General features: G+C 68.7%; 17 protein-coding genes. 6 read left to right on the plus strand and 11 right to left on the minus strand.

Going from position 1 to position 23,664, the window contains the following annotated elements:
* Positions 1-31 precede the first annotated feature (31 nt).
* The 8 genes from AB0J64_RS23345 to AB0J64_RS23380 form a co-directional block, all read right to left on the minus strand.
* Positions 32-2,725: a cellulose binding domain-containing protein gene (locus AB0J64_RS23345; RefSeq protein ID WP_364030206.1), complete on the minus strand. Its 2,694-nt coding sequence runs from the start codon at positions 2,723-2,725 to the stop codon at positions 32-34.
* Between the two features lie 127 nt (positions 2,726-2,852).
* The gene (locus AB0J64_RS23350; protein ID WP_364030209.1) at positions 2,853-3,338 is read right to left on the minus strand and encodes a hypothetical protein; all 486 of its coding nucleotides are present in this window, start codon (positions 3,336-3,338) and stop codon (positions 2,853-2,855) included.
* Between the two features lie 115 nt (positions 3,339-3,453).
* The gene (locus AB0J64_RS23355) at positions 3,454-6,333 is read right to left on the minus strand and encodes a glycoside hydrolase family 3 C-terminal domain-containing protein (RefSeq protein ID WP_364030212.1); all 2,880 of its coding nucleotides are present in this window, start codon (positions 6,331-6,333) and stop codon (positions 3,454-3,456) included.
* 15 nt (positions 6,334-6,348) lie between these two features.
* Positions 6,349-7,170, minus strand: a complete 822-nt coding sequence (locus AB0J64_RS23360; protein ID WP_364030215.1) for a carbohydrate ABC transporter permease — start codon at positions 7,168-7,170, stop codon at positions 6,349-6,351.
* Positions 7,167-8,030, minus strand: coding sequence for a sugar ABC transporter permease (locus AB0J64_RS23365; RefSeq protein WP_364030218.1), 864 nt, complete (start codon positions 8,028-8,030; stop codon positions 7,167-7,169). Before AB0J64_RS23365 ends, AB0J64_RS23360 begins: the two co-directional genes overlap by 4 nt.
* Positions 8,031-9,338: an extracellular solute-binding protein gene (locus AB0J64_RS23370; protein WP_364030221.1), complete on the minus strand. Its 1,308-nt coding sequence runs from the start codon at positions 9,336-9,338 to the stop codon at positions 8,031-8,033. It lies immediately after the preceding gene.
* A gap of 18 nt (positions 9,339-9,356) precedes the next feature.
* The gene (locus AB0J64_RS23375; protein WP_364030224.1) at positions 9,357-11,645 is read right to left on the minus strand and encodes a TIM-barrel domain-containing protein; all 2,289 of its coding nucleotides are present in this window, start codon (positions 11,643-11,645) and stop codon (positions 9,357-9,359) included.
* Between the two features lie 159 nt (positions 11,646-11,804).
* Positions 11,805-13,193 (minus strand): NAD(P)H-quinone dehydrogenase, encoded by a 1,389-nt coding sequence (locus AB0J64_RS23380; RefSeq protein ID WP_364030227.1) that lies wholly within the window; start codon positions 13,191-13,193, stop codon positions 11,805-11,807.
* A 195-nt stretch (positions 13,194-13,388) separates the two neighbouring features.
* Here AB0J64_RS23380 and AB0J64_RS23385 point away from each other — a divergent pair, with 195 nt between their 5' ends.
* Positions 13,389-13,880, plus strand: a complete 492-nt coding sequence (locus AB0J64_RS23385; protein WP_357618455.1) for a gamma-glutamylcyclotransferase — start codon at positions 13,389-13,391, stop codon at positions 13,878-13,880.
* Here the strand turns inward: AB0J64_RS23385 and AB0J64_RS23390 are convergent.
* On the minus strand, positions 13,877-15,178 hold the full coding sequence (locus AB0J64_RS23390) for an MFS transporter (RefSeq protein ID WP_364030230.1): 1,302 nt from the start codon (positions 15,176-15,178) through the stop codon (positions 13,877-13,879). The two genes, AB0J64_RS23385 and AB0J64_RS23390, sit on opposite strands and share 4 nt — an antisense overlap.
* Before the next feature lie 111 nt (positions 15,179-15,289).
* On the opposite strand from AB0J64_RS23390, the gene AB0J64_RS23395 reads away from it, so the two are divergent.
* From AB0J64_RS23395 to AB0J64_RS23415, 5 genes are all read left to right on the plus strand, one after another.
* Positions 15,290-16,282, plus strand: coding sequence for an Lrp/AsnC family transcriptional regulator (locus AB0J64_RS23395; protein ID WP_364030233.1), 993 nt, complete (start codon positions 15,290-15,292; stop codon positions 16,280-16,282).
* A complete protein-coding gene (locus tag AB0J64_RS23400) occupies positions 16,279-17,583 on the plus strand; it encodes a M20/M25/M40 family metallo-hydrolase (RefSeq protein ID WP_364030236.1) in 1,305 nt (434 codons plus the stop codon). Before AB0J64_RS23395 ends, AB0J64_RS23400 begins: the two co-directional genes overlap by 4 nt.
* A gap of 3 nt (positions 17,584-17,586) precedes the next feature.
* Positions 17,587-18,390, plus strand: coding sequence for a purine-nucleoside phosphorylase (locus AB0J64_RS23405; protein ID WP_364030239.1), 804 nt, complete (start codon positions 17,587-17,589; stop codon positions 18,388-18,390).
* The gene (locus AB0J64_RS23410) at positions 18,387-20,015 is read left to right on the plus strand and encodes a phospho-sugar mutase (RefSeq protein WP_364030242.1); all 1,629 of its coding nucleotides are present in this window, start codon (positions 18,387-18,389) and stop codon (positions 20,013-20,015) included. Before AB0J64_RS23405 ends, AB0J64_RS23410 begins: the two co-directional genes overlap by 4 nt.
* Before the next feature lie 712 nt (positions 20,016-20,727).
* Positions 20,728-21,288, plus strand: coding sequence for a DUF234 domain-containing protein (locus AB0J64_RS23415; RefSeq protein ID WP_364030245.1), 561 nt, complete (start codon positions 20,728-20,730; stop codon positions 21,286-21,288).
* 54 nt (positions 21,289-21,342) lie between these two features.
* Here AB0J64_RS23415 and AB0J64_RS23420 read toward each other — a convergent pair whose 3' ends face one another.
* A complete protein-coding gene (locus AB0J64_RS23420) occupies positions 21,343-21,864 on the minus strand; it encodes an NUDIX domain-containing protein (RefSeq protein WP_364030248.1) in 522 nt (173 codons plus the stop codon).
* Between the two features lie 453 nt (positions 21,865-22,317).
* Entirely contained in the window at positions 22,318-22,755 is a 438-nt protein-coding gene (locus tag AB0J64_RS23425; protein WP_364030251.1) for a hypothetical protein, read from the minus strand.
* Positions 22,756-23,664 lie beyond the last annotated feature (909 nt).

Below are 23,664 nucleotides of genomic sequence, written 5' to 3' on the forward strand. Positions count from 1 at the left end.
CGCGGAGCGCCCCCCTCGTGGAAGGCCTTCCTTACGCCGGGGCGCAGGTGAGGGTGGTGGGTGGGGTGTTGGTGCCGGTGTAGGTGGCCGTGAAGCCGAACGAGGTCGTCGCGTTAGCCGCCAGGGTGCCGTTGTAGCTCGCGTTCGCCACGCTGACGTTCGTGCCCGACTGGGTGGGGGTGCCGTTCCAGAGTTGGGTGATCTTCTGGTTGCCGGCCCAGGTCCAGGTGACCTTCCAGCCCGTGATCTGCGCCGTGCCCGTGTTCTTGACCGTGACCTCAGCCTGGAAGCCGCCCGACCAGTCGTTCGTCGCCTTGTACGTCGCCGAGCAGCCCGATCCCGTCGTGGGCGTGACCGTGGGTGTGACAGTCGGCGTCACGGTCGGCGTCACGGTGGGCGTCACAGTGGGGGTGACGGTCGGGGTGACCGTGGGCGTGACGGTCACCGGCGGGCCCGTGCGGTCGCCGTACAGGATGCCGCGGCCGTTGGTGCCGACGTAGACGCGGCCGTACACGCGCGGGTCGCCCGTCAGGGCCTCGCCCATGTTGCCCCACTGGTGCTTGTCGTCGTTGATGCGCACCCAGTTCGCCCCGGCGTCGTCGGAGCGGTACAGGCCCGTGACCCCGCCGATCGTGGCCACCGTGAAGACCGCCATGTACGTCCCACCGGGCGCCGCCTTGCCGAAGCCGACGTTCACCGAGCTCGTGATCCCGGACAGCTTGGTGAACGACGCGCCGCTGTCGGTCGAGTGCCACAGGCCGCCGTCACCGGCCAGCCACAGATCGCCCTCCTTGCCGGGGACCGCCTTGAACTTGCCGCTGGTCGGCAGGCCCGTGGCGGCGGTGGCGGTGAAGGACGCGCCGCCGTTCGTGCTGACGTACAGGCGGCCGCCGTCGAAGCCGTAGAACTTCGACGCGTTGACCCGGTCCGACTCCACGATCGCGCCGGTGGGCAGGCCCGAGGCCTGCTGCCAGGAGTTGCCGTACCCCACCGAGTAGACCGGCGTGACGCCCTTCGGCGCCCAGACGAAGCGGGAGCCGTCGGCGGCCGCCGCCACCGTGCCGCCCTCGTCGATGCCGCCCGGCTCGGTGCCCTGGAACCAGTTGGCGCCGCCGTCCGTGGAGAAGGCCACGTGGCTGTCGTTCGGGCGGTCGGCGTCCTTGAAGCTGCCCGCCCTGACCATGATCGACGGCGACTTCTCCGCGTAGTCCAGGCTGGTGGTCGTGGTGAAGATCGGAGCCGTGAACATCATCGAGGGTACGGCGTCCAGGTTCGTGTGACGGAAGCCGCCGATGTCGCCCAGGGCGCTGACCAGGGACGCGCCGCTCGGCGGGCTGATCAGGTCCAGGACGGCCGTCTCCTCCAGGCCCCTGGCCATGGGCTTGATGGTGAACTGGCCGCCCGAGTCCCACTTGGTCAGGTCCTCGGTGCCGTAGAGGGTGGCGCCGGTGCCGTACATCATCCGGTTCGAGTCGAACGGGTCGATCTCCAGCGACTCCGTCATCCAGCCGAGCTTCGGCGCGACCTCAGGAGGCTGCGGGTTGGTGCCGAACGTCAGCCACGGGTCCTCCGAGATGTCCTGCTTGTAGCGGAAGCTGCGGTTCGGGTACGAGGTAAAGTCCCACACGCGGGTCCAGGTCGCGCCCGAGTCCGTGGAGCGGAAGAAGATCACGTCCGGCCACCACGAGATCTGCGTGGCCACCATGATCGTGCCGGGCTTCTGCCGGTCGATGGTCAGGCCGCTGTAGCCGAAGTAGTCGTCGGAGCTGGAGGACGGGATGGGGCTGATCTGGGTCCAGGCGCCGGTCGCCGTGTTGTAGCGCCACACGTCACCCTTGGCGCCGTCGTACGGGCCGCCCGTGTCGCTCGTCGCGATGTAGAGGTAGCCGTTGGCCGTGTCCAGCACGCCCTTGTGGGCGAGGTAGCCGGTCGGCTGGCCGGCCACGCGCGACCAGGTGGCGCCCGCGTCGGTCGTGCGGTAGACGCTGTTCTCCTTGTCGGCGACGCCCACGTAGATGGTCTTGGTGGTGGTGCCCTTGGTGGACGAGCGCGGGTCGTAGGTCACCCAGACCACGCCCGGCTTGTGGCTCAGGTAGCCGGTGGAGTCGCTCGGGTCCTGGGCGTAGTTGCCCGCGTTGGGGAAGCTGGCCACCTTGGCCCAGGTGGCGCCGTAGTCGGTGCTGCGCCACAGCCCGTTGCCGTTGGGGGTGCCGAGGTAGAGGACGGCGTCGTTGTTCGGGTCCACCGAGAGCGCCTCGCCCATGCCGCGGCCGGGCATGTTCCCGCCGAGCTTGAACGGCAGCGGCGTGACCTGCCAGTTGTCGCCCTTGTCCGTCGAACGCAGGATCGCGCCGTTGTTGGGGTCCCAGCTGTTGGTGTACATGCCGACGGCGGCGTACACGCGGTTGGTCTGCACGGGGTCGGTGGCGAGGCTGATCACGCCGTTGTAGCCCCACTTGTCCCATCCGGCCCAGTCCAGCAAGGGGGTCCAGGACTTGGTCGACTGGTTCCACCGGTACGCCCCGCCGATGTCGGTGCGGGCGTAAATGAGGTTCTTCTCGGTCGGGTTGAAGATGATGCCGGGTACGAAGCCGCCGCCGTCGATCCTGACGTTCTTGTACGCGTACGGGTCCGAGGCGACGGCCGAGACCGGCGACATTCGTACGACCGCCGCCACCAGCAGGGCAGCGGCGATCGTGAGCATGACGAATAATCTTCTTCGCATGCGCGGCTCTTCCTTTCCAGGCACGCCGACAGGCGCCCCCAAAGGCTGCAGATGACCGCCATGCACGAGCAGAGTGCAGGGACCCTGACCGTCGCCGCGCCTTCGCGCATGAGCTCTTCAAGAAGGCTCACACACGCGTGCGACGAAGGTCAATAGTTTGGACGGCCGACGAATTAACCGCGGCCCACAGCGCGACGGCGATGTAGAGGACCTGCTCGGGGATCCGCTCCCACAGCGGCGTCACGTCCTGGCCGGCGAGCGCGGCGTACACGTTGGCCGGGAGCAGGCCCACGAAGAGCAGCGCCAGGCAGATCCCGGCGGCCCTTCGGGTCCGCTCCAGCACGAGCCCGGCCGCCCCGGCGAGCTCCAGCACGCCGGTCAGATAGACCACCAGGGCCGGGAACGGCACGAACGGGGGCACCATGGCCACCATGTCGGCATGGTTGGGCATGAAGGTCACGCCCGCCGGGACGAAATGCGCACTGGCCGTCATCACCAGCATGACGGCCAGCCCATGTGCGGCGCTCACCCTCCAGGAGCCGAACCGCCGCACACCCAGCGCTCCCAGAAGCCGGAACGCCAACGTGGCGACCAGCAACACGATCACAACCACCGCGAGCCTCCATTGGATAACTTAACTATCTAGTAATTAGATAGCACAACTATCCATGTGGAGGCAAGAGGAGTTCCGTGGCGGCCACGACCATGCTCATGGCCGCCACGAAACGTCATCGGGTGAGGGCGAAGTCCTTGATCCGCAGGTCGCCCTTGAACACGAGGTACAGGCTGCCGGTGCCCGCCTTGACGGAGGCGGTCGCCGTACCCCATTGGTAGATCCCGCCGGTGGCGGGCACCTGGACGGTCCCCAGCAGGGCGCCGGTCGGCGAGCCCGAGCGCAGCTCGATGGCGCCGCCGCTCACCGACGACACCCCGGCCGTGAAGCGGGAGCCGAAGGAGGCGCCGGTGAAGGAGATCCAGTCCCCCGCCGACCCTTCCACGGCCTCGCCGCCGGCCTTCGTCTCGTCCGCGAACGCCACGCCCGCGTAGTCGTCGAAGTCCATGGCCCGCGTGGTCCTGGTCAGGTCGCGTACGGGGATGGTCTCGCCGGACACGCGCAGCGTCGTGGACAGGCGGATCCGGTCCGAGGAGGAGCCGACGAGCACGTCGTGGGTGGCACTCTCGACGGCCCACCTGCCCCGGGTGTAGTCCCAGACCGCCAGGTCCGACCTCTTCAGGGGGAAGGTCACGGTACGGGTCTCACCGGGGTTCAGCGTGACCCGCTGGAAGCCGCGCAGCTGCTTGACCGGCTGCTTGAAGCGGGACTGCTGCTGGTGGGTGTAGAGCTGGACCACCTCGTCACCCTTCACCTTGCCGGTGTTGGTGACCTTCACGCTCACCTTGTCGCCCTGGACGCTCAGCCCCTGGTAGCCGAACGAGGTGTAGCTCAGGCCGTGCCCGAACGCGTAGAGCGGCTTGTCCTTCCCGTACAGGTACGTCATCCCGGTCTTGGCCAGGTCGTAGTCGTAGATGCTCGGCAGGTTGTCGGTGGCGGGCCAGGTCTGGGTGAGCCGGCCGGCCGGGTTGACGGCGCCGAAGAGCACGTCGGCGACCGCGTGCCCGGTCTCCGCGCCCGCGTGCGTGGTCCACAGCAGGTTCGGTGCGTCCACGATGACCGGGTAGCTGGTCTCCAGGACGACGACGGTGCGCGGGTTGGCCTTGCGCACGGCCTCGATCAGCCGCCGCTGCCCCTCGCCGAGCTGCAGGTTGGGGCGGTCGTGGAACTCGCGCCCCGCGATGAACGGGTGGCTGCCGACCACGACGACCGCCACCTCGGCCTTGGCGGCCTGCGCGGCAGCCTCGGCGACGCCGTCGGAGACGACTTCCTTGCCGAACTTCGCCGCCTGCGCCTTGGGAGCCAGCCCGAGCGTGCCGTCGGCGGAGACGGCCACGTACGGGTCGGGCAGACCGTACCAGCTCTCGACGCTCTCGTAGCCGGCGTACCTGATCAGGTAGCTGCCGTCGGACTGGCGCTCCAGGGAGAACTGCTGCTGCACATACCAGCCGTCGGGCCGGTCGTCGTCGGTGTCGAGCGAGCGCCAGTCGCCGCCGAGCAGCTTGCCGTTGCCCGCGTTGCGCAGCGTGGACACGCCGCCGGTCCAGTCGGTCAGATCCCACTGGGAGGCCGCGGTGGGCGCCGTGTCGACCAGGGCCGCGTTGTCGTCGGGCCCGGTGCCGGTGGCGGTGAGGTACTTGCCGGAGGCCAGGTGCTTGAGCGCGATCCGCTCCAGCCCGGTGCCGGTGCTGACGTCCGCGACGCGCTCCTTGATCCCGTCGAGCGGCGTCACCTGGTACGGCATGGTGCCCCCGTACCAGTCGCGGTAGAGCGTCCCGGCCAGCGGCCCGACCACGGCCGCCGACTTCGGCCCCTTGAACGGCAGGGCGCCGGAGTTCCGCAGCAGCACCGCCGCCCTGCCCGCCGCCTCCCGGTTCAGCTTCTGGTTGGCGGGGCTGTTGATCACGTCCTTGGTGATCTTCTTGTACGGCCCGCCGTCCGGGTCGAAGTGCCCCAGCCGGGTGCGGATGGTCAGGACGTTACGTACGGCCCTGTCCACGTCGGCCTGCGTGATGAGCCCCTGGTCGAGGGCGGCCGTGAGGTGCTCGGCCAGCGGCCCCGGGTTGTTGTCGTCGATGGTGTAGCTGTCGAGCCCGGCCTTGAGCACCGCGGCGAACGCCTCGGGCTTGGTGTCGTAGTACTTCTCCAGGTCGGTGAGCGCGTGCGGCCCCCAGGCGTCGCTGACGTTGTAGAGCGTCTTGTCCGTCCACGACCTGACCGTGCTGTTCAGGTCAGGGTTGACGTGGTTGGGCCGCCCGTTGACCAGGTTGTACGACGCCATGACCCCGGTCGCGGCGTTGGCCGAGATGGCCGCCTTGAACGCCTGCTCGTAGTACTCGTGCCTGAGCTTCGGCGTCAGGTTGGACGAGCTGGTGCCGCGGTTGGTCTCGTTGTTGTACGCCAGGTAGTGCTTCAGCACGGGCGCGACCTTCAGGTAGAAGGGGTCGTCGCCCTGGAGGCCCTTGCCGTAGGCGGTGGAGATCGCCCCGGTCAGGAGTGGATCCTCCGAATAGCCCTCCTCGTTGCGGCCCGCCCGCGGGTCACGCAGCAGGTCCACGACGGGCGCCCACACCTGCAGGCCCCACAGGGCCGGGTCCACGGCGTTGTAGCCGCGGGCCTCGTCGCCGACGGCGGAGCCCACCTTCTTGATCAACGCCGGGTCCCACGTGCTGGCCAGCCCCACGGCCTGCGGGAACACGGTGCCGCTCGCGAACTTCTGGCTCCACTTGTCATTGAGGTCGTTGGACCACCCGACGCCGTGCAGTGCCTCGGTGCCGTTCTTGTGGTACGCGATGCCCAGCCGCGGGATGGCCGCCTGCGACTGGTGCAGCAGCCCCAGCTTCTCCGGGAGCGTGAGGCGGCCGAGCAGGTCATCGACCCGCTGCTCCACCGGCAGGGCCGGGTTCTGGAACGGGTAGTCGGCGGCCTGGGCCGGGGGCGCGGCCAGCAGCGCGGCCGCGAGGGTGAGAGTGGCCAGTAAGGGGATCTTTCGCATAAGGGGGGTTCTCCATCACTTGATGGCGCCGACCGTCACACCACGGGTCAGCGTGCGCTGGAAGATCAGGAAGAAGGCGACCGCCGGCACGACGCCGAGCAGGGCCGAGGCGCTGGACATCGTGGCGTCCATGTACTTCTCGCCCTGCAGGACGCCGAGCGCCACGGGCACCGTCTGGGTGTCGTTGGAGATCAGGAAGATCAGCGGAAGGAAGAACTCGTTCCAGGTCCAGATGAAGAAGAAGATCAGCAGGACGTTGAGAGTGGGCCGGCTGATCGGCACCACGATCCGCCACAGCGACCGCAGCCGCCCCGCGCCGTCGATCGCCGCCGCCTCCAGGATCTCCTTCGGGAACTGGCCCAGCACGGCGCTCAGCAGGTACGTGCCGAACGCCGCCTGGATCACCGTCATGACGATGATCACGGCCAGCTGCGTGTCGTACAGGCCGACGGCCTTGGCCAGGTAGTAGAGCGGGTAGGCCAGCGCCTCCTGCGGCAGCGTGTTGGCCACCAGGAACAGCACGAGGATCGACAGCCGGCCCTTCACCCGGCCGATGCCCAGCGCGTACGCGTTGAGCACCGACAGCACGACGGCGAGCACCGCCACGGAGGCGCTGATCAGCAGGCTGTTCCAGAGCTTCGTGCCGAACTCGACCCGGTTCCAGAAGTCGATGATCCCCTGGAGGTAGAGCCCGTCAGGCAGGCTCAGCGGGCCCTGAGAGCTGTACTCGGCCGGCGACTTGACCGCGTTGATCGCCACGATCGCGAACGGGAACACCATCACGACCGCCAGCACGACCAGCGCGAACAGCACCGCCCAGCGCCCCGGCCCCCTCATTGCTCACGCTCCTGGACCCGCAGGAACAGGAACGTCACCACAATGATGATCAGGGCCAGCACCGTGGCGATGGCGGAGCCGTACCCGACGTTGCTCTTCTGGAAGAAGTTCAGGTACGAGAAGTACGACGGGACCATGGTGGCGTTGCCGGGCCCTCCGCGGGTCAGCACGAAGATCGGCCCGAACACCTTCAGCGCGGCGATCGTGCAGGTCAGCAGCACCACGAAGATCTCCGGCCGGATCTGCGGCAGCGTGATGTGCCAGAACCTGCGCCACCACGAGGCCCCGTCGATCTCGGCCGCCTCGTAGTAGGCCGGGTCCACGCGCTGCAGCCCCGCCATGAAGATCACGACCGGGTAGCCGAGCTGGAACCAGACCATCACCGCCATGACCGTGGCCAGCGCCAGGTCGGGATCGCCGAGCCAGTCGAGGTCCAGGCCGAAGATCTGGTTGACCGCGCCGTACGACGGGTGCAGCATCCAGCCCCACACCACGCCGGCCACCGCCACCGGCAGCACCTGCGGCAGGTAGTACATGGCCCGCAGCGCGGAGGCCGTACGCGGCCCGAACCGCTTGCCGATGTAGTCGAACAGGGCGGCCGCCAGCACGAGGCCGATCGCGGTCGGCACGATGGCCATGGCCACGATCAGGCCCACGTTGTGCTGGAACGACTGCCAGAACCGCTCGTCCTTCAGCAGCCTGGCGTAGTTGTCGAACCCGATCCACCTGGGCGTGCCCACCCCCGACCAGCGGGTGAAGCTCGCGCCCACGTTCATGAGGAACGGCACGACGATGACCACCAGGAACAGCAGCAGGCTGGGGATCAGGTAGAGCCAGTATCCCCTCGTGCGCACTCTCATCTAGTTGCCAATGTCGGCGAGGTTGTCCTCGTACGGCTTGGCGATCTCGTCCAGCACCGCGGCAGGGGCCTTGCTGCCGTTGATGAGGTTCTGGACCCCGGCGACCAGCACGTCGTAGTAGCCGGGAGCGGGCCAGTCGGGGTAGAAGGCCAGGCCGTCGCCACTGGTCACCTTGTTGAAGGTCTCGATGAGCTCCTTGCTCTTCGCGTCGGTGATCGCGGCCGGGTCCGCGGCCACGGGGACGCCGCCGGAGTTGCCCAGCAGGTTCTGGATGTCCTTGCTCATCGTGATGTCGATGAAGTCGTAGGCCAGGTCCTTGTTCTCCGACTTCTCGGGCACCACCCAGAGGTTGCCGCTGGAGCCCGGGTACATCGTGGCGCCGGGGAAGAGGAAGTGGCCCCACTCGAACTTCTTGATCTCCGAGGCGAAGCGGCCGTACCACCAGCTACCGCTGATCATCATGGGGAACTTGCCGTTCATGAACGCCACGCCCATGTCCTCGGCCTTCACCCCCGAGGAGTTCTTGGCGATGTAGCCCTTCTTCACCCAGTCGGCGAACGTGTCGGCGCCATAGGTGAACTCGGGGCCGTGGAAGTCCACCTTGCCCTTGTAGGACTGGAAGGCGTCGAGCCACGGCTTCTGCGCCTTGGAGAGCGCGAGCTGGTAGAAGATCTGCTGGGCCGGGTACTCGGCGCCGGCGGTGGCGATGGGGGTCATCCCGGCCTTGACGAACGTGTCCATCGCGGCCGTGAACTGCTCGAACGTCGTCGGCACCTGGACCTTGTGCTTCTCGAACAGGTCCTTGTTGTAGTAGACCATCACGAACTCGCCGTAGTTGGGCACGCCGTACCACTTGCCGGTGCCCATGACGCCGCGGTCGTCGTACTTGGCGGTGGTCTGCAGGCCGCCGGGCAGCAGCTTGTCCCAGCCGCGCTTGGTGGCCTCGTCGCTGAGGTCGGTGAGCAGGCCCTGCTTGGAGAGCAGGCCCGCGGTGGCGTTGCCCTTGTTGTACTCCATGATGTCGGGCGCCTCGTCCGAGTTCAGCACCATGCTGGCCGTCTTCTGGATCTGTTCGAAGCCCTTCTCCTCGAACTTGACGGTCACGTTCGGGTGAGACGCCTGGAACTTCTTGATCGCCTCGGCCCACGCCTTGCCCATGGCGCTGTCGGCGGACTCGTAGTGCCAGAGCTTGAGTGTGCGCGGCTGACTGCTGTTCTGGGCGGCCGGGGTCTCCGAGCCGCCGGAACCGCACGCCGACAGGACCAGGACCGCGGCGGCCAGCACCGCCGCGGCTCTTGACTTGACCATGATCCCTCCAGGGGGGTGTTACTGGATGACGGCCCGTGCGGGAGCTCCGGTCACCGGGGCGATATCGACCCCGGTGACGCGCTTCGGGCCGGTGACGGCGACACGCAGCACGTCGCCGTCCCTGGTGACGACGGCGACCGTCACGCCGTCCTCGTCGTGGATTTCCACCGTCGCGTCGCCGCCTCCGAAGGCGACGAGGGTGATCTCGGCCGGCACGTCCACCGTGTCCCCTGGGGTGGTGGCGACCGGGATGATCGCGCCGTGCCGTACGAAGAGGGGGATCTGGTCGAGCGGCTTGCTGACCGTGACGTAACGGGAGCCTTCGAGCACCTCGCCCGTCCAGTAGTCCACCCACTGGCCGCGCGGCAGGTACACCTGGCGGGTGCCTTCGGGCGCGGTCATGGGGGCGACGAGCAGGTCGCGGCCGAGCAGATACTGCAGGTCGGCCTGCCAGGCCACCGGGTCGTCCGGATGATCGACGCACATCGCCCGCATCATGGGCGCGCCGGTGCGCGCGGCCTCGACGGCCGCCGAGTAGATGTACGGCATCAGCCGGTAACGCAGCTTCAGCGCGGCGACGGCCTGCTCCTCGACCTCGGGGAACTCCCACGGCTCGCGGGTGGTCGTCCCGTGCAGGCGAATCAGCGGGGAGAGCGCGCCGAACTGGGTCCAGCGCACGTACAGGTCGTCGGTGGGCCGGCCGGTGAAGCCGCCGGCGTCGTGGCTCCAGAACGGCACGCCGGACAGGCCGTGCGCGAGCCCACCCCTGATCGTGCTGCCCATGGCGGCGTAGCTGGTGTAGGTGTCGCCGCCCCACTGGGCGCTGTGGCGCTGGCCGCCGAGGTAGGAGGAGCGGGCCCAGACGAGCTCGTGGCCGTGCACCTCGCGGGTGACGGCGGCGACGGCGTCGTTGAACAGCAGCGTGTAGACGTTGTGCAGGTCGGTGCCGGTCATGCCGTTGAAGGCGACGGAGTCGGCGGGCACGCCCTCGGCGAAGTCGGTCTTGAACGCGGCCACGCCCTGGCGGAGCAGGTCTCTCAGCAGCCCGGTGAACCACTCGACCGCCTGCGGGTTGGTGAGGTCCACGATCCCGCACGGCGGGAAGGACCCGTGCCAGCAGTCGGCGACGTAGGTCTCCCCCTCCTGATTCTTCAGGAAATATCCGGCTTCAGCGGCCTCGGGGAAGGCGGGGCTCAGGTGGGAAATATAGGGATTCATCCACAGACAGACCTGGAACCCCATGCCCTTGAGCTCGGCCAGCATCCCTTCCGGGTCGGGGAAGTTCTCGGGATCCCACTGCAGGTCCGACCAGTGCCCGTCGGCCTGCCAGTACGTGTCCAGGTGCAGCACGTCGCACGGGATGCCGCGCTCCCTGATCGTCCGTGCCCTGGCCAGCACCCGCTCCTGGCTGTCCACGCAGAACCCGGAGGAGATCCAGGTCCCGAACGCCCACTTCGGCGGCAGCGACGGGCGGCAGGTCAGCAGGTCGTAACGGTCCAGCACGTCGGAAGGCGTCGGACCGGCGATCACGTAGTAGTCCATCACGTCGTCGGGCACGATGATCTGCACGACGCTGTGCGTGGACTGGCACACGTCGAACTCCATCGGGGCGCCGCTGTCCACGAGGACGCCGTAGCCCCTGCTGGAGACGTACAGCGGGACGTTCTTGTACGCCCGCTGCGACTCGGCGCCGAACGCGTCGAAGTTCCACATGAGCGGGCGCTGGCCGCGCTTGTCGAGCCGCGTGAACGACTCGCCGAACCCGGCGAAGGCCTCGTCCGGGGCGGCGGCGAAGCTCTCGTGGTAGGCGACGGGGGCGCCGTTGGAGCTGGAGCGGCCGAAGGGGAGCGTACGCAGCCGGCCGCTGATGTCGGTGTGCCCGCGGTCCTGCTCGACCAGCGTCTTCCCGGTGGCGTCGGTGAAGCGCAGGTGCCACGGCGCCAGGCTGATCTCGGCCCGCAGCGAGCCCGCGTCCACGACGATCGGCTCCCCTGGCTCGACCCCGGCACGTGCCCCTCGATACGTGCCGGGGGTCACCAGCGAGATGGCGCCTTCCGAACGCGGCCTGGCGGTCGCGTCCTCCGACAGCCGCACCCTGATGACTCCCTCACCGGCCACTCCCACCTGGACGACCAGCGTCTCCTCCGCCGTGGTGACGGCTTTCACCATCACCTCGGCGCCGTCGGCCGCGACCAGCTCCGCGGCGGTCACCGCCGACAGACCACCCTCGCCTCGTGCGCGAACCGGCAGCTCGGGCGGGTCTGCGACGAAATACTCGTGCGCCACCAGTGGGGGGCGATAGGGCATGGAAGCTCCTTACGAACGGCTGCGCCAACTCGTGAGTTAGTTTGCTGTCCATACCAACAAACGTCAACGGTCAGAGAGCCCACTTCCCCCTGAGAACGGTGGGCGGGCATGGCAAGGAGCGCCTCGGCGCGCGCGGAGGCGGAGAGCTGAACGCGAAAGTTAGATGGACACGCCCGGCTGCATCAGGCGGCGGGCCGCCTCCGTGATCGACCCGGACAGCGACGGGTAGACGGCGAACGTGTGGGCGAGCTGGTCGACGGTCAGCCGCTGCTGCACCGCCACCGACACCGCCAGGATCAGCTCGGAGGCCCGCGGCGCCACGACCACGCCGCCCAGCACGATCCCGGTGTGCGGCCGGCAGAACAGCTTGACGAACCCGTCGTTGAACCCCTGCATCTTGGCCCGGGCATTGGTGGCCAGCGGCAGCTTGACCACGTTCGCCTCGACCTCGCCCGCCTCGATGACCCGCTGCGCGACGCCGACCGCCGCGATCTCCGGGTCGGTGAAGATGTTGGAGGCCACCGTGGACAGCCGCAGCGGCTGGACGGCCTCACCGAGCGCGTGCCAGACCGCGATGCGCCCCTGCATGGCCGCCACCGAGGCGAGCATCAGCACGCCCGTGCAGTCGCCGGCCGCGTAGACGCCGGGCGCGGACGTGCGCGAGACCTTGTCGACCTTGATGAAGCCGCCCCGGTCGAGCTGCACCCCGGCCTCCTCCAGGCCGATGCCGGAGGTGTTGGGGATCATGCCGACCGTCATCAGCGCGTGGGTGCCCTCGGCCGTGCGGCCGTCCTCCAGGGTCACGACCACGCCGTCGGCCGTGCGCTTGACACCGGCGGCACGCGAACGGCCCATGACGTTCATGCCACGGCGGCGGTAGACCTCTTCGAGCACCTCGGCGCCGTCGGCGTCCTCGTTGGGCATCATCCGGTCGCGGCTGGAGACCAGCGTGACCTCGGAGCCCAGCGAGCGGTACGCGCCCGCGAACTCCGCGCCCGTCACGCCCGAGCCGACCACGATGAGATGCTCGGGCAGCTCCTCCAGGTCGTAGAGCTGACGCCAGGTGAGGATGCGCTCGCCGTCGGGCTCGGCGGTGGGCATCACGCGCGGCGTCGCGCCGGTGGCCAGGAGCACCACGTCGGCCCTGATCGTACGGTCGCCCGCCTTGACCACCTGCGGCTCGACCAGCCGCCCGCGCGCCCTGATGATCTCGACGCCCTCGGCCTCCACGCGCGTGGCGATGTCGGCCGACTGAGCCTGGGCCAGCTCCTTGACCCGCTTGTTGACCAGGGGGAGATCGACCCCGACCGTGCCCGTCTCGCCGTCGGGCCCGCCGTCGAAGGAGATGCCCAGCGACGGCGCGTCGAGCAGCGCCTGCTTGCGCACAGAGGTCGCGATCAGCGTCTTGGACGGCACGCAGTCGGTCAGCACGCACGCGCCACCGGGGCCGTCCTGTTCGACCATCGTGACCTGCGCGCCTAGTTGGGCGGCCACCAGAGCCGCCTCGTAACCGCCCGGTCCGCCACCAATGATCACGATCCTCGTCACATACACCATTGTCCCGCATGAGCTGGGTAAGGCGGCAACTGGCCCATGTGGTCTCGAGAGAACGCGCGGAGCTTTGACCACGAAGCGTGACACGTCGTCCGCCGGTGTGAAGCCGATGGACCGAGACGGCCGTCCAGCGTGACAGGATGGCGCGGTAGCTGGATGACGAGCGGCACCCGGTGAGAGGGGTGGATCGTGGCGTGGCTTTCAGGTCCTTCAGGTAAGCCGAGTGATCTCCGGCTTTATGCCGCGTACGGCTCGAACATGGACCCGGAGCAGATGGCCATGCGTGCCCCGCACTCCCCGATCTGGGGTGTCGGCTGGCTGACCGGATGGCGGCTGACGTTCGGCGGATACGACCCCGCCTGGGACGGCGCGCTCGCCACGATCGTCGAGGACCCCGACGAGCACGTGTTCGTGGTGCTCTACGACGTGCCCGACTGGGAGGAGACCTCGCTCGACCAGTGGGAGGGCGCGGTCCGCGGGGCCTACCACAAGGTGCGGCTGCGCGTGCAGACCCTCGAGGGCGAGGTCGTGGCCTGGTTCTACGTGCTCGACGGCTACGAGGGCGGCCTGCCCTCGGCCCGCTACCTCGGCAGCCTGGCCGAGGCGGCGGAGCGGGCGGGCGCTCCCGACGACTACGTCAAGGAGTTGCGGGAGCGCCCCTGCACCTCTTACGGCGGCTAGCTCAGCGGCTGGTCCTTGGTCTCCTTCAGCACGAAGATGTAGACCAGCGTGGAGATCAGCGCCAGCGCCGACATGTAGTAGGGGAACACCCCGACGTTGCCCGCGTCCTTGAGCGCCGTGCCGATGAGCGGCGCGGTGCCACCGAAGAGCGCCACGGTCAGCGAGTACGGGAAACCCGCGCCGGCCGCGCGCACCCTGGTCGGGAAGAGCTCGGAGTTCACCGCGGCCGAGATCGAGGTGAAGCAGCCGAGGAAGAGCATGCCGATCAGCTGCACGGCCAGCAGGCTGCCGAACGAGTTGGACAGCGTGCTGAGCAGCGGCACCGGCAGCACCACGAAGGCGACACCGAAGGTGATCAGCATGGGCTTGCGCCCGATGCGGTCCGACAGCATGCCGAGCAGCGGCTGCAGCACCATGAAGAAGAACAGCGAGACCGTGCCCACCTTGAGCGACTCCGCCGTGTCGAACTTGACCGTGATCTGCGCGTAGATCGGCAGGAAGCTCGTCCAGGTGTAGTACGCCACGGTGCCCGCGATGGTGATGCCGACGATCGTGGCGGCCGCCTTCGGGTAGCCCACCAGGAACTCGAAGAGCTTCGGCCGCTTGGCCTCACCGCGCTGGATCTCCTCCGCCACGGTCGAGGTCTCGTCCGCGCCCTTGCGGATCCACAGGCCCACGAGGCTGATCACCGCGCCCACGATGAACGGGATGCGCCAGCCGTACGAGCCCATGTCCTCCTTCACGAGGCTGGAGGCGAGCAGCGCGGCCAGGCCGGAGGCCAGGAGCTGGCCGATGGTGGTGCTGACGTACTGGAAGCTCGAGTAGAGGCCGCGCCGTCCCTGCGGGGCGGACTCCACCAGGAACGTCGTGGCGGCGGCGAACTCGCCGCCCACGGACAGGCCCTGGATGAGCCGGGCGAGGGTCAGGATGACCGGCGACAGAAGGCCGACGGCCTCGTAGGTCGGGGTCAGGCCGAGCAGCAGCGACCCCGCGCCCATCAGCACGATGGTGAACGTCATCGCGGCCTTGCGCCCGAACCGGTCGGCGAACGCGCCGACCAGCAGGCCGCCCAGCGGGCGCATGAAGAAGCCCACCGCGAACACCCCGTAGGCGCTCAGCAGCGCCACGAGGCCGCCCTCGCTCTTGGGGAAGACCTGGGCGGAGAAGTACGTCGCGAGGAAGGTGTAGGCGTACCAGTCGTACCACTCGACGACGTTGCCGATGCTGGCCGCCATGAGCTGGCGGACACGACTCTTGGGGATGCCGACTGGCGAATGTGTCACGGGGGAGGTCGCCACGGGGGGCTCCTTTGCTGCAATGTGCGGAGATGGCTTACTGTGCAATTGGACGACCGAAACAGTCAAATCTCTGGCCAGATATTTACAAACCCGACACAGAACAGGTAGCAGGTGGATGATCTCGACCGGCGCCTCGTCGCCGCGCTCCAAGTCAGTCCGCGCGCCTCATGGGGCGAGATCGGCAGAGCGGTGGGCGAGCACGAGCGCACGGTCGCGAGGAGGCTGCAGCGCCTGATCTCCGAGGGAGTCGTCCGCGTCACCGCCATCTACGACGACCTGCGCACCGGGCACGGGCGCCCGGTTCACCTGCACGTGCACGTGCGTCCCGGCACGGCGGGCAAGGTGGCCGAAGCACTGGCCGACCGGCCCGACACGCGCTCGGTCTACGCGCTGACCGGCGCCGCCGACATCGGCTGCGAGCTGGTCTCGCCGTCGCGCGAGCAGCTGCACCACATCCTGTCCGCGCAGGTCTCCGAGATCGACGGCGTGCGGCAGACGCAGGCCATGGTCGTGCTCCACACGTTCAGGACCGTCGCAGAGTGGCACGCGCCGTACCTCAGCGAGCAGGAGGTGGCCGAGTTGCGGCCCGCGCCGCCCCCCGAGTGCCGGCCCGACGAGGAGGGCCTGTCTCCTCTGGAGGAGGAGATCGCCCACCTGCTCGCCGCCGACGGCAGGATCGCGTTCACGACCGTCGCCGAGCACCTCGACGTCTCCGTGCCGACCGCGCGCAGGCGGGTGACCTCGCTGATCGAGCGGCGGCTGCTGCTGCCCCGCGCCGAGGTGGAGCCCGCGCTGCTCGGGCTCGAGGTCGAGGCCATGCTCTGGCTGAAGGTGCGTCCGTACGGGCTGGACCTGGTCGGGCAGCGGCTGGCCGCGCATCCCGACGTGCGCTACTGCGCCGCCACCTCGGGCACCCACTCGCTGATCGTGCAGGTGGTCGCCGCGCACGAGGCGGACCTCTACCGCTTCATGACCCGCGTCGTCGGACAGTTCGACGAGATCACCGACAGCGACCTCACCCTGATCACCCGCGCCTACAAACGCGGTCATCTCCATAAGTCCGGACTGCTCACGTTGGATCATCGTTGGGAGAAAACGCCATGACACCCGCCGAGAAGGAAGTCGCCGACCTCTGCGTGGAGCTGATCCGCGCCGACAGCAGCAACTACGGGGACGGCAGCGGCCCCGGCGAGCGGGCCGCGGCCGAGGTCGTCATGGCCAGGCTGTCCGAGGTCGGGATCGAGTCCACGTACATCGAGAGCGAGCCCGGCCGCGGCAACGTGATCACTCGCGTCGAGGGCACCGACCCGTCGCTGCCCGCCCTGCTCGTGCACGGGCACCTGGACGTGGTGCCCGCCAACGCCGCCGACTGGTCCGTCGACCCCTTCGGGGGTGAGGTCCGCGACGGCTACATCTGGGGCCGCGGCGCCGTGGACATGAAGGACATGGACGCGATGATGCTGGCCGTGCTCCGCCAGCTGAAGCGCGAGGGGCGCAGGCCGCGCCGGGACATCGTGTTCGCGTGGGTCGCCGACGAGGAGGCCGGCGGCGTGTACGGCGCCAAGTACCTCACCGCGAACCACCCCGAGCTGTTCGAGGGCGTCACCGAGTCGATCAGCGAGGTCGGCGGCTACTCGCTGGAGGTCGACCCGTCGCTGCGGCTCTACCTGATCGAGACGGCCCAGAAGGGCCTGGCCTGGATGAAGCTCATCGCCGACGGCACGGCGGGACACGGCTCGATGCTGAACTCCGACAACGCCGTCACCGAGGTCGCCAAGGCGGTGGCGAGGATCGGCGACCACGACTGGCCGCTCACCTACACGCCGACCGTGCGGCGCTTCCTCACCGAGGTCGCGGACGCGTTCGGGATCCCGTTCGACGAGGACGACCCGCAGCCGGTCCTGGACAAGATCGGGCCGCTCGTGCGCTTCGTCGGCGCGACGCTGCGCAACACGGTCAACCCGACCCAGCTCAACGCCGGCTACAAGTCGAACGTCATCCCCGGCCAGGCCACGGCGGTGATCGACGGGCGGTTCCTGCCGGGGTTCGAGGAGGAGTTCTTCAAGACCGTCGACTCGCTGCTCGGGTCGAAGGTGCGGCGCGAGTTCGTGCACCACGACATCGCGCTGGAGACCTCGTTCGACGGCGCGCTGGTCGAGTCGATGATCGCGGCGCTCAAGACCGAGGACCCGGCGGCTCGCGCGATCCCGTACTGCATGTCGGGCGGCACCGACAACAAGACGTTCTTCGCCGACCTCGGGGTGCGCGGGTTCGGGTTCGTGCCGCTGCGGCTTCCCGCGGACATGGACTTCGCCTCGATGTTCCATGGCGTGGACGAGCGGGTGCCGGTGGACGCCCTGCAGTTCGGCGTGCGGGTACTGGACAGGCTCCTCCTAAACTACTGAGTTGTGACCATCGACGCATACACCCTGGCCTCCGAGGCGGCCGCCGCTCTCCGCGACGCGACCGGCCTCGACACCTTCGACGTGGCACTCGTCATGGGGTCGGGGTGGGTGCCCGCCGCCGACGCGATCGGCGAGTCGGTGAGCGAGGTGCCGTTCACCGACCTGCCCGGGTTCCGCGCGCCCGCCGTGGCGGGGCACGGCGGCAAGATCCGCGTCGTGCGCACCTCGGCGGGGCGCCACGCGCTGGTGTTCCTCGGGCGCACGCACCTGTACGAGGGGCTCGGGGTGGACGCGGTCGTGCACGGCGTACGCACGGCGGCGGCGGCCGGCGTGCGCACGCTCGTGCTCACCAACGCGGCCGGCGGCCTGCGCCCCGAGACGCAGAACGTCGGTGACCCGGTCCTGATCAGCGACCACATCAACCTCACCGGGACCAACCCGATCACCGGCACCACGTTCATCGACCTCACCGAGGTCTACTCGCGCCGCCTGCGCGCGCTGGTGCACGAGATCGACCCGAGCCTGGCCGAGGGGGTGTACGTGGCCTTCCGCGGGCCCACGTACGAGACGCCGGCCGAGATCCGCATGCTGCGCACGCTGGGCGGCGACATGGTGGGCATGTCCACCGTCCTGGAGGCCATCGCCGCCCGCGAGGCCGGCCTGGAGGTGCTGGGCGTCTCCCTGGTCACCAACCCGGGCGCGGGGCTGTCGGGCGAGCCCCTCAACCACGAGGAGGTCCTGGAGGTCGGCCGCGCCACGGCTGCCCGCATGGGCGTGCTCCTGGCCAAGGTGGTGGACGAGCTGTGACTCTGGAAAGGGCGGTCCGTGAGTGGCTGGCCCAGGACCCGGACCCGGAGACCCGCGCCGAGCTCTCCGACCTGCTGGAGCGCTGGGACCTTCCCGCGCTGCAGGACCGCTTCGGGACCAAGCTGGAGTTCGGCACGGCGGGCCTGCGCGGCGAGCTCGGCGCGGGCCCCAACCGGATGAACCGCGTCACCGTCATGCGCGCCGCCGCCGGCCTGGCCAAGGTGCTCGGGCCCGGCAAGCACGTGGTCATCGGCTACGACGCCCGCCACAAGTCCGACGTCTTCGCCCGCGACACGGCCGCCGTGCTGACAGGCGCCGGGCTGCACGCCTCCCTCCTGCCCGGCCCGCTGCCCACGCCCGTCCTCGCCTTCGCCGTACGGCATCTCGGCGCGGACGCCGGGGTGACGGTGACGGCCAGCCACAACCCACCGCGGGACAACGGCTACAAGGTCTACTGGGGCGACGGCTCCCAGATCGTGCCGCCTGTCGACCGTGACATCTCGACCGCCATCGACACCGTGGGCCGCGTGGACCTGCTCCCCCTCCACGGTCCCGGCACGCTGACGGAGCTCGGCGAGAGCATCGTCGACGACTACATCACCGCAGTGACGTCCCTGCCCCTGGGCGACGCCCGCGGCCTGCGCGTGGCGTACACGCCGCTGCACGGGGTGGGCGGCGCCACGCTCACGGGCGCCTTCCTCGCCGCCGGCTTCGAGAACCCGGTGGCCGTCGAGGAGCAACGCAACCCCGACCCCGACTTCCCCACGGTCTCCTTCCCCAACCCGGAGGAGCCCGGGGCGATGGACCTGACCATCGCGCTGGCCGCCAAGCTCAACGCCGACCTGGTCCTGGCCAACGACCCGGACGCCGACAGGTGCGCGGTGGGGGTGCCGCTGCCGGACGGGACGTGCCGCATGCTGACCGGCGACGAGGTCGGCGGCCTGCTGGCCGAGCACGTGATCACCCACACCACCGGCGACCGCATGGTCGCCACCACCATCGTCTCCTCCACCCTGCTGAGCAAGATCGCCCGCGCGCACGGCGTCCGTTACGGGGAGACGCTGACCGGCTTCAAGTGGATCATCAAGGCGGGCCCCGGGCTGGTCTTCGGCTATGAGGAGGCCATCGGCTACAGCGTCGGCTCCGACGCGGGCCTCCCGGTCCACGACAAGGACGGCATCGGGGCGGCCCTCACGGTGGCCGGCATCGCCGCGGCGGCCAAGCGCTCGGGCCGTACCCTGCTGGACCTCCTGGACGACCAGGCCCGCCGCTACGGCCTGCACGCGACCTCCCAGCTCTCGTTCCGCGTGAGCGACCTGTCCCTGATCGCCGACGCCATGACCCGCCTGCGCACCCACCCACCGTCCGCGCTGGGCGGCCGGGCGGTGGTGCGTGCGGACGACCTGACGAAGGGCGACGGGGGGCTGCCGCCGACGGACGGGCTGCGGTACCGGCTCGCGGGTGACGCCCGCGTGGTCGTCCGGCCTTCGGGTACGGAGCCCAAGCTGAAGTGCTATTTGGAGGTCGTCGTTCCGGTGAGCGGTGAGGTGGCGGAGGCGCGTGCCCAGGCCGCCCGCGACCTCGACGCCCTGAAGGCCGACCTGTCCGTCGCTCTGGGTCTGTAGCCCGGTTCTCGGTTGGTCGCCCGGCATGCGGTGCCTTAGGTCTCATTCGTGAGACCAGAGCTCGGCTGAGGGCCATGAAACCCATGCGTTGATACCAAAGCTCCAGTTGGTCTCATTCATGAGACCAAAGCACAGGTGCCCCACGTCTACTACACAGCCACCGGCCAGACGCTCGGCGAGGAACTCCGCACCTTCACCGAGGAGGCGCGGGCGTCGAGTCTGCCCGCCGCGTCGGTCTTCGATGACCAGCAACCCGGGTCCTGGCATGACGCTCTCTCCCTCCTGGCTCGGGCTCTGCCAGAGGACTCCCCCAGCATCGTCGTCATCGACGAGCTTCCCTACCTCATCAAGGCGGACCCCACGTTGGAGGGCGTGCTCCAGAAGCTCTTCGACAAGGAATTCTCCAGACGGCCTGTCCTGTTGCTCCTCATCGGCTCCGACCTATCCATGATGGAGGCGATCAACACCCATAACCGGCCCTTCTACGAGCGGGCCGCCGATTTCGTGGTCCACTCTCTGACGCCATATGACGTCGGACAGGCGCTCGACCTTCCCCCCGCAGAGGCGTTCGACGCACATCTGGTTTCGGGCGGGCTGCCGATGATCTGTGAAGAGTGGCCCAAGGGCGGTCCAAGTCCTCAACACCATCGGCTCCGGACAGCGCACGCACTCCAATATCGCGACCGCCACCCAGGACATCCCCCGTGCGACGATGAATCGCGCGCTCCAACTTCTCCTGGAAAAGCGCATGATCGCCGTGGACAGACCGCTGTCGACGCGCCCATCGCGGGATTCGCGGTATCGCGTGATCGACTCGCATCTGCGGTTCTGGATTCCCTTCATCGGATCGCGATTGACCGACATCGAACGCGGCCGTGGAGACAAAGTCCTGGAGCGGATCCGCCTGTCATGGACATCGTGGCGAGGAATGGCCATCGAGCCCCTGATCCAGGAGTCTTTCCGCCGCATGGACGGGTTGCCCGAGCCGACTGGGGCCATCGGAGGTTACTGGACACGCAGCAACGATCCGGAGATCGACATCGTCGGCGCCGACCGGGAACCGATCGCGAAGCAGATCACCATGCTCGGCTCCATCAAGTGGCTGGAGAACCGGCCGTTCGATCAACACGACATGGCGGAACTCATCGTCCACCGGTCAAAGATGCCGGGAGCGGACACGTCCACGCCGCTCTATGCGGTCTCCCGAAGCGGGTGCGACGTGGCGGGCATCACGCACATCACGCCGGAGGAACTGCTGGACGTCTGGCGATAAGGGCGCTCTTGTTCTCACCGACCCAGTCATCCCCGACCTGCGCCTTGGCGCAGGTCATCCCGGCGACGGCTGATCCTGGCCGCCGCAGAACCCTGCGTCCAGATACCGGCGCAGGGCCTCTCGGCCGCATGGAACGAAACGCCACTGATCAACGACCTCGGCCAGATCGCTCTCGGTCAGCCAAGCCTGCCAGGCGATCTCTGACGGATCCGGGGCCAGCGGTTCGGTGAGGACGGCCTCATGCACGCCGAACCAGACGGGACTGACCCCCTGGCCGCACAGAAATTTGAAAAGGAAACGCACCGGGGCACCGACGCCCAGTTCTTCGGCCAGTTCCCGGGCCGCTGCCTCCTCATAAGACTCGCCGATGCCCACAGCGCCACCGACCAGAACGTCATAGTGGCCGGGAAAGCGGGTGTGCCGCTCCGAACGGCGCAGCACCAGGATCCGCCCCACCTCGTCGCGGCAGATCGTCGTCGCGATCCGGTGCAACCAGCCTCGACGCTCCGCCTCACCTCGATCCACTGTCCCCAGCACGCGGTCCAGATCGTCGACGCGCTCGATCAACTCACCCACACAGGAAAGGATCTCAGCCCCCACCGACAATACGAGCACCCCTGGAAGGCGATCTGCGCCGGCAGGAAGGGCTTCAGCACGCAGCGCTCCAAGCGGACGTGGGCACGGTTGAGGGTCTTGGGGCGGTCCGGAGGTACGGCGCGGCGGCGGATGCGGCGCAGCGGGTCGCCGGTCAGCCAGTCCTGATCGTGCCACCAGTCGCGGGCGGAGCCGAGCCCGTCGCGGCGGGCGTTGAAGGTCGCCGCGGCCGTCGCCGCCCCAGCGGGCGGTGAACCAGGCGGCGAGTCGGTCGGCGCCGGCCTCGCCCTCCAGCTCGGTCAGCGGCGCCTGCGCGCCGAGCTCGGGGGCGAGGGCGCAGCGCGCGAGCGTGCCGGGCGGCGTCCGAGGTCGGCCGCGCCGTCACCGGCGGCCGTGCTCAAGCTACGTTGAGGTCCCAGCCATAAGGCGAGGGGGTCACCTTCCCTGGCGGGCGGCCTTGCCACCGGCGCCGAAGAACAAGATGGTCGCGACCACACCCAGCACGGCGACGAGCACGTCGGCGACCAGCGTGAGAGTGGGCAGGGTGATGAACACGTCCACCGCCTTGAACAGGACGGAGATGATGACGATGATGGTGGCGAAGATCCGGACGGCGCCGCCGCCGCGCAACGCCAGCCAGGCGAGCAGTACGAGCACGAGCGACCAGAAGATCGTGCTGTAGGCGAGCCCGGAGTAGATCATCTGGAGTCCCTCGAACCGGTCGCTGTGGATGTCGACCTCGTCGGGGCTGATGGGGGCAGAGCCCATGTCCGAGTTCGCGGCGATCTGCTCTTTGATCGTCTCTGTGCCGGAGACGATGATTCCGATGGCGCTGATCACGTTGAGCGTCGCGGCGGCGATGGCTGCGTACACAGCTCGGGTTAAGTTCGCCGGCCTCTGGGGAGCCTCGGCGGCGCGCCGGTCTTCGAAGTGGGCGGGTGCTTGCCGTTCGTACATGGACATGCGGATCTCTTTTCGGGAACGTTGTGCTTCTCGCACGATGCGGTGACTACCGACCTTTGTCAGGCACTCCGCGATCGTTAATGCACGCGCATTTCGCGCGGCCTTGAGAGGTATACCAGATTCGCCCGACCACCGAGGGAATCGGCCAATTCCGGAACCGCTCACGATGGCGATCCCTTCCGTTCCATCGGCGGAGGAAAGCGGCTTCCCAGGCAGCAATCCCGTCGCTCACCTGCGACGGAAGACGTACGGAAGAAGAACGGAAGAGCGGCACTCTAATGTCATGCGACGTCAGACGGACTCACATCGCCACCCGCGAAAACCACGTGCTGCAAGCAGGAGGAAAAGCTCAAGGCGATTGATGTGCCACCTGGCCATCAGGGCAGCAAAGGATATTCCTCATCCAGTTCCTGGAAAGTGATTTCCTACTCGACGCTTCTTTGGAGCCGTAATTTTCGGCATCTCCGCTGAGCTATGACGCGACGGCGAAGGGGAGAAGCCGGTCAGCGGCAGCGTCCCGTGGGGGGGCGCGCCCCCACGGGACGCTGTCTGAAGCTCTCGACGCGCGAAACGCGCCCGTCGCGAAGGCGATGCTTCGAGGCGCCTTCGAGGTCAGGCCAGGCGGAACCGGAGTTCGGTGTCCCAGTTGTTCATGTCAGGTCATGTCCCAGGCCAGCCCTTGCTCCTCGCCCCACTTCAGCACCGAGGAGATGACGCCGGCCAGCTGGTCCGGGTGGCCGTGGTGGGAGGCCGTGACGTAGCGGCCCGCGGGGAGGACGTCGGCGAAGACGTCGCCCTCACCCTCCACCGGCGTGGCGA

It is taken from the genome of Nonomuraea sp. NPDC049695 (assembly GCF_040674955.1).
Classification (GTDB): domain Bacteria; phylum Actinomycetota; class Actinomycetes; order Streptosporangiales; family Streptosporangiaceae; genus Nonomuraea; species Nonomuraea helvata.

Excerpts from the sequence above, each read along its gene's own strand:
- AB0J64_RS23375 (WP_364030224.1), bottom strand. The coding sequence starts at position 11,645 with ATGCCCTATCGCCCCCCACTGGTGGCGCACGAGTATTTCGTCGCAGAC.
- AB0J64_RS23360 (WP_364030215.1), bottom strand. The coding sequence starts at position 7,170 with ATGAGGGGGCCGGGGCGCTGGGCGGTGCTGTTCGCGCTGGTCGTGCTG.
- AB0J64_RS23355 (WP_364030212.1), bottom strand. The coding sequence starts at position 6,333 with ATGCGAAAGATCCCCTTACTGGCCACTCTCACCCTCGCGGCCGCGCTG.
- AB0J64_RS23370 (WP_364030221.1), bottom strand. The coding sequence starts at position 9,338 with ATGGTCAAGTCAAGAGCCGCGGCGGTGCTGGCCGCCGCGGTCCTGGTC.
- AB0J64_RS23345 (WP_364030206.1), bottom strand. The coding sequence starts at position 2,725 with ATGCGAAGAAGATTATTCGTCATGCTCACGATCGCCGCTGCCCTGCTG.
- AB0J64_RS23365 (WP_364030218.1), bottom strand. The coding sequence starts at position 8,030 with ATGAGAGTGCGCACGAGGGGATACTGGCTCTACCTGATCCCCAGCCTG.
- AB0J64_RS23400 (WP_364030236.1), top strand. The coding sequence starts at position 16,279 with ATGACACCCGCCGAGAAGGAAGTCGCCGACCTCTGCGTGGAGCTGATC.
- AB0J64_RS23415 (WP_364030245.1), top strand. The coding sequence starts at position 20,728 with ATGAATCGCGCGCTCCAACTTCTCCTGGAAAAGCGCATGATCGCCGTG.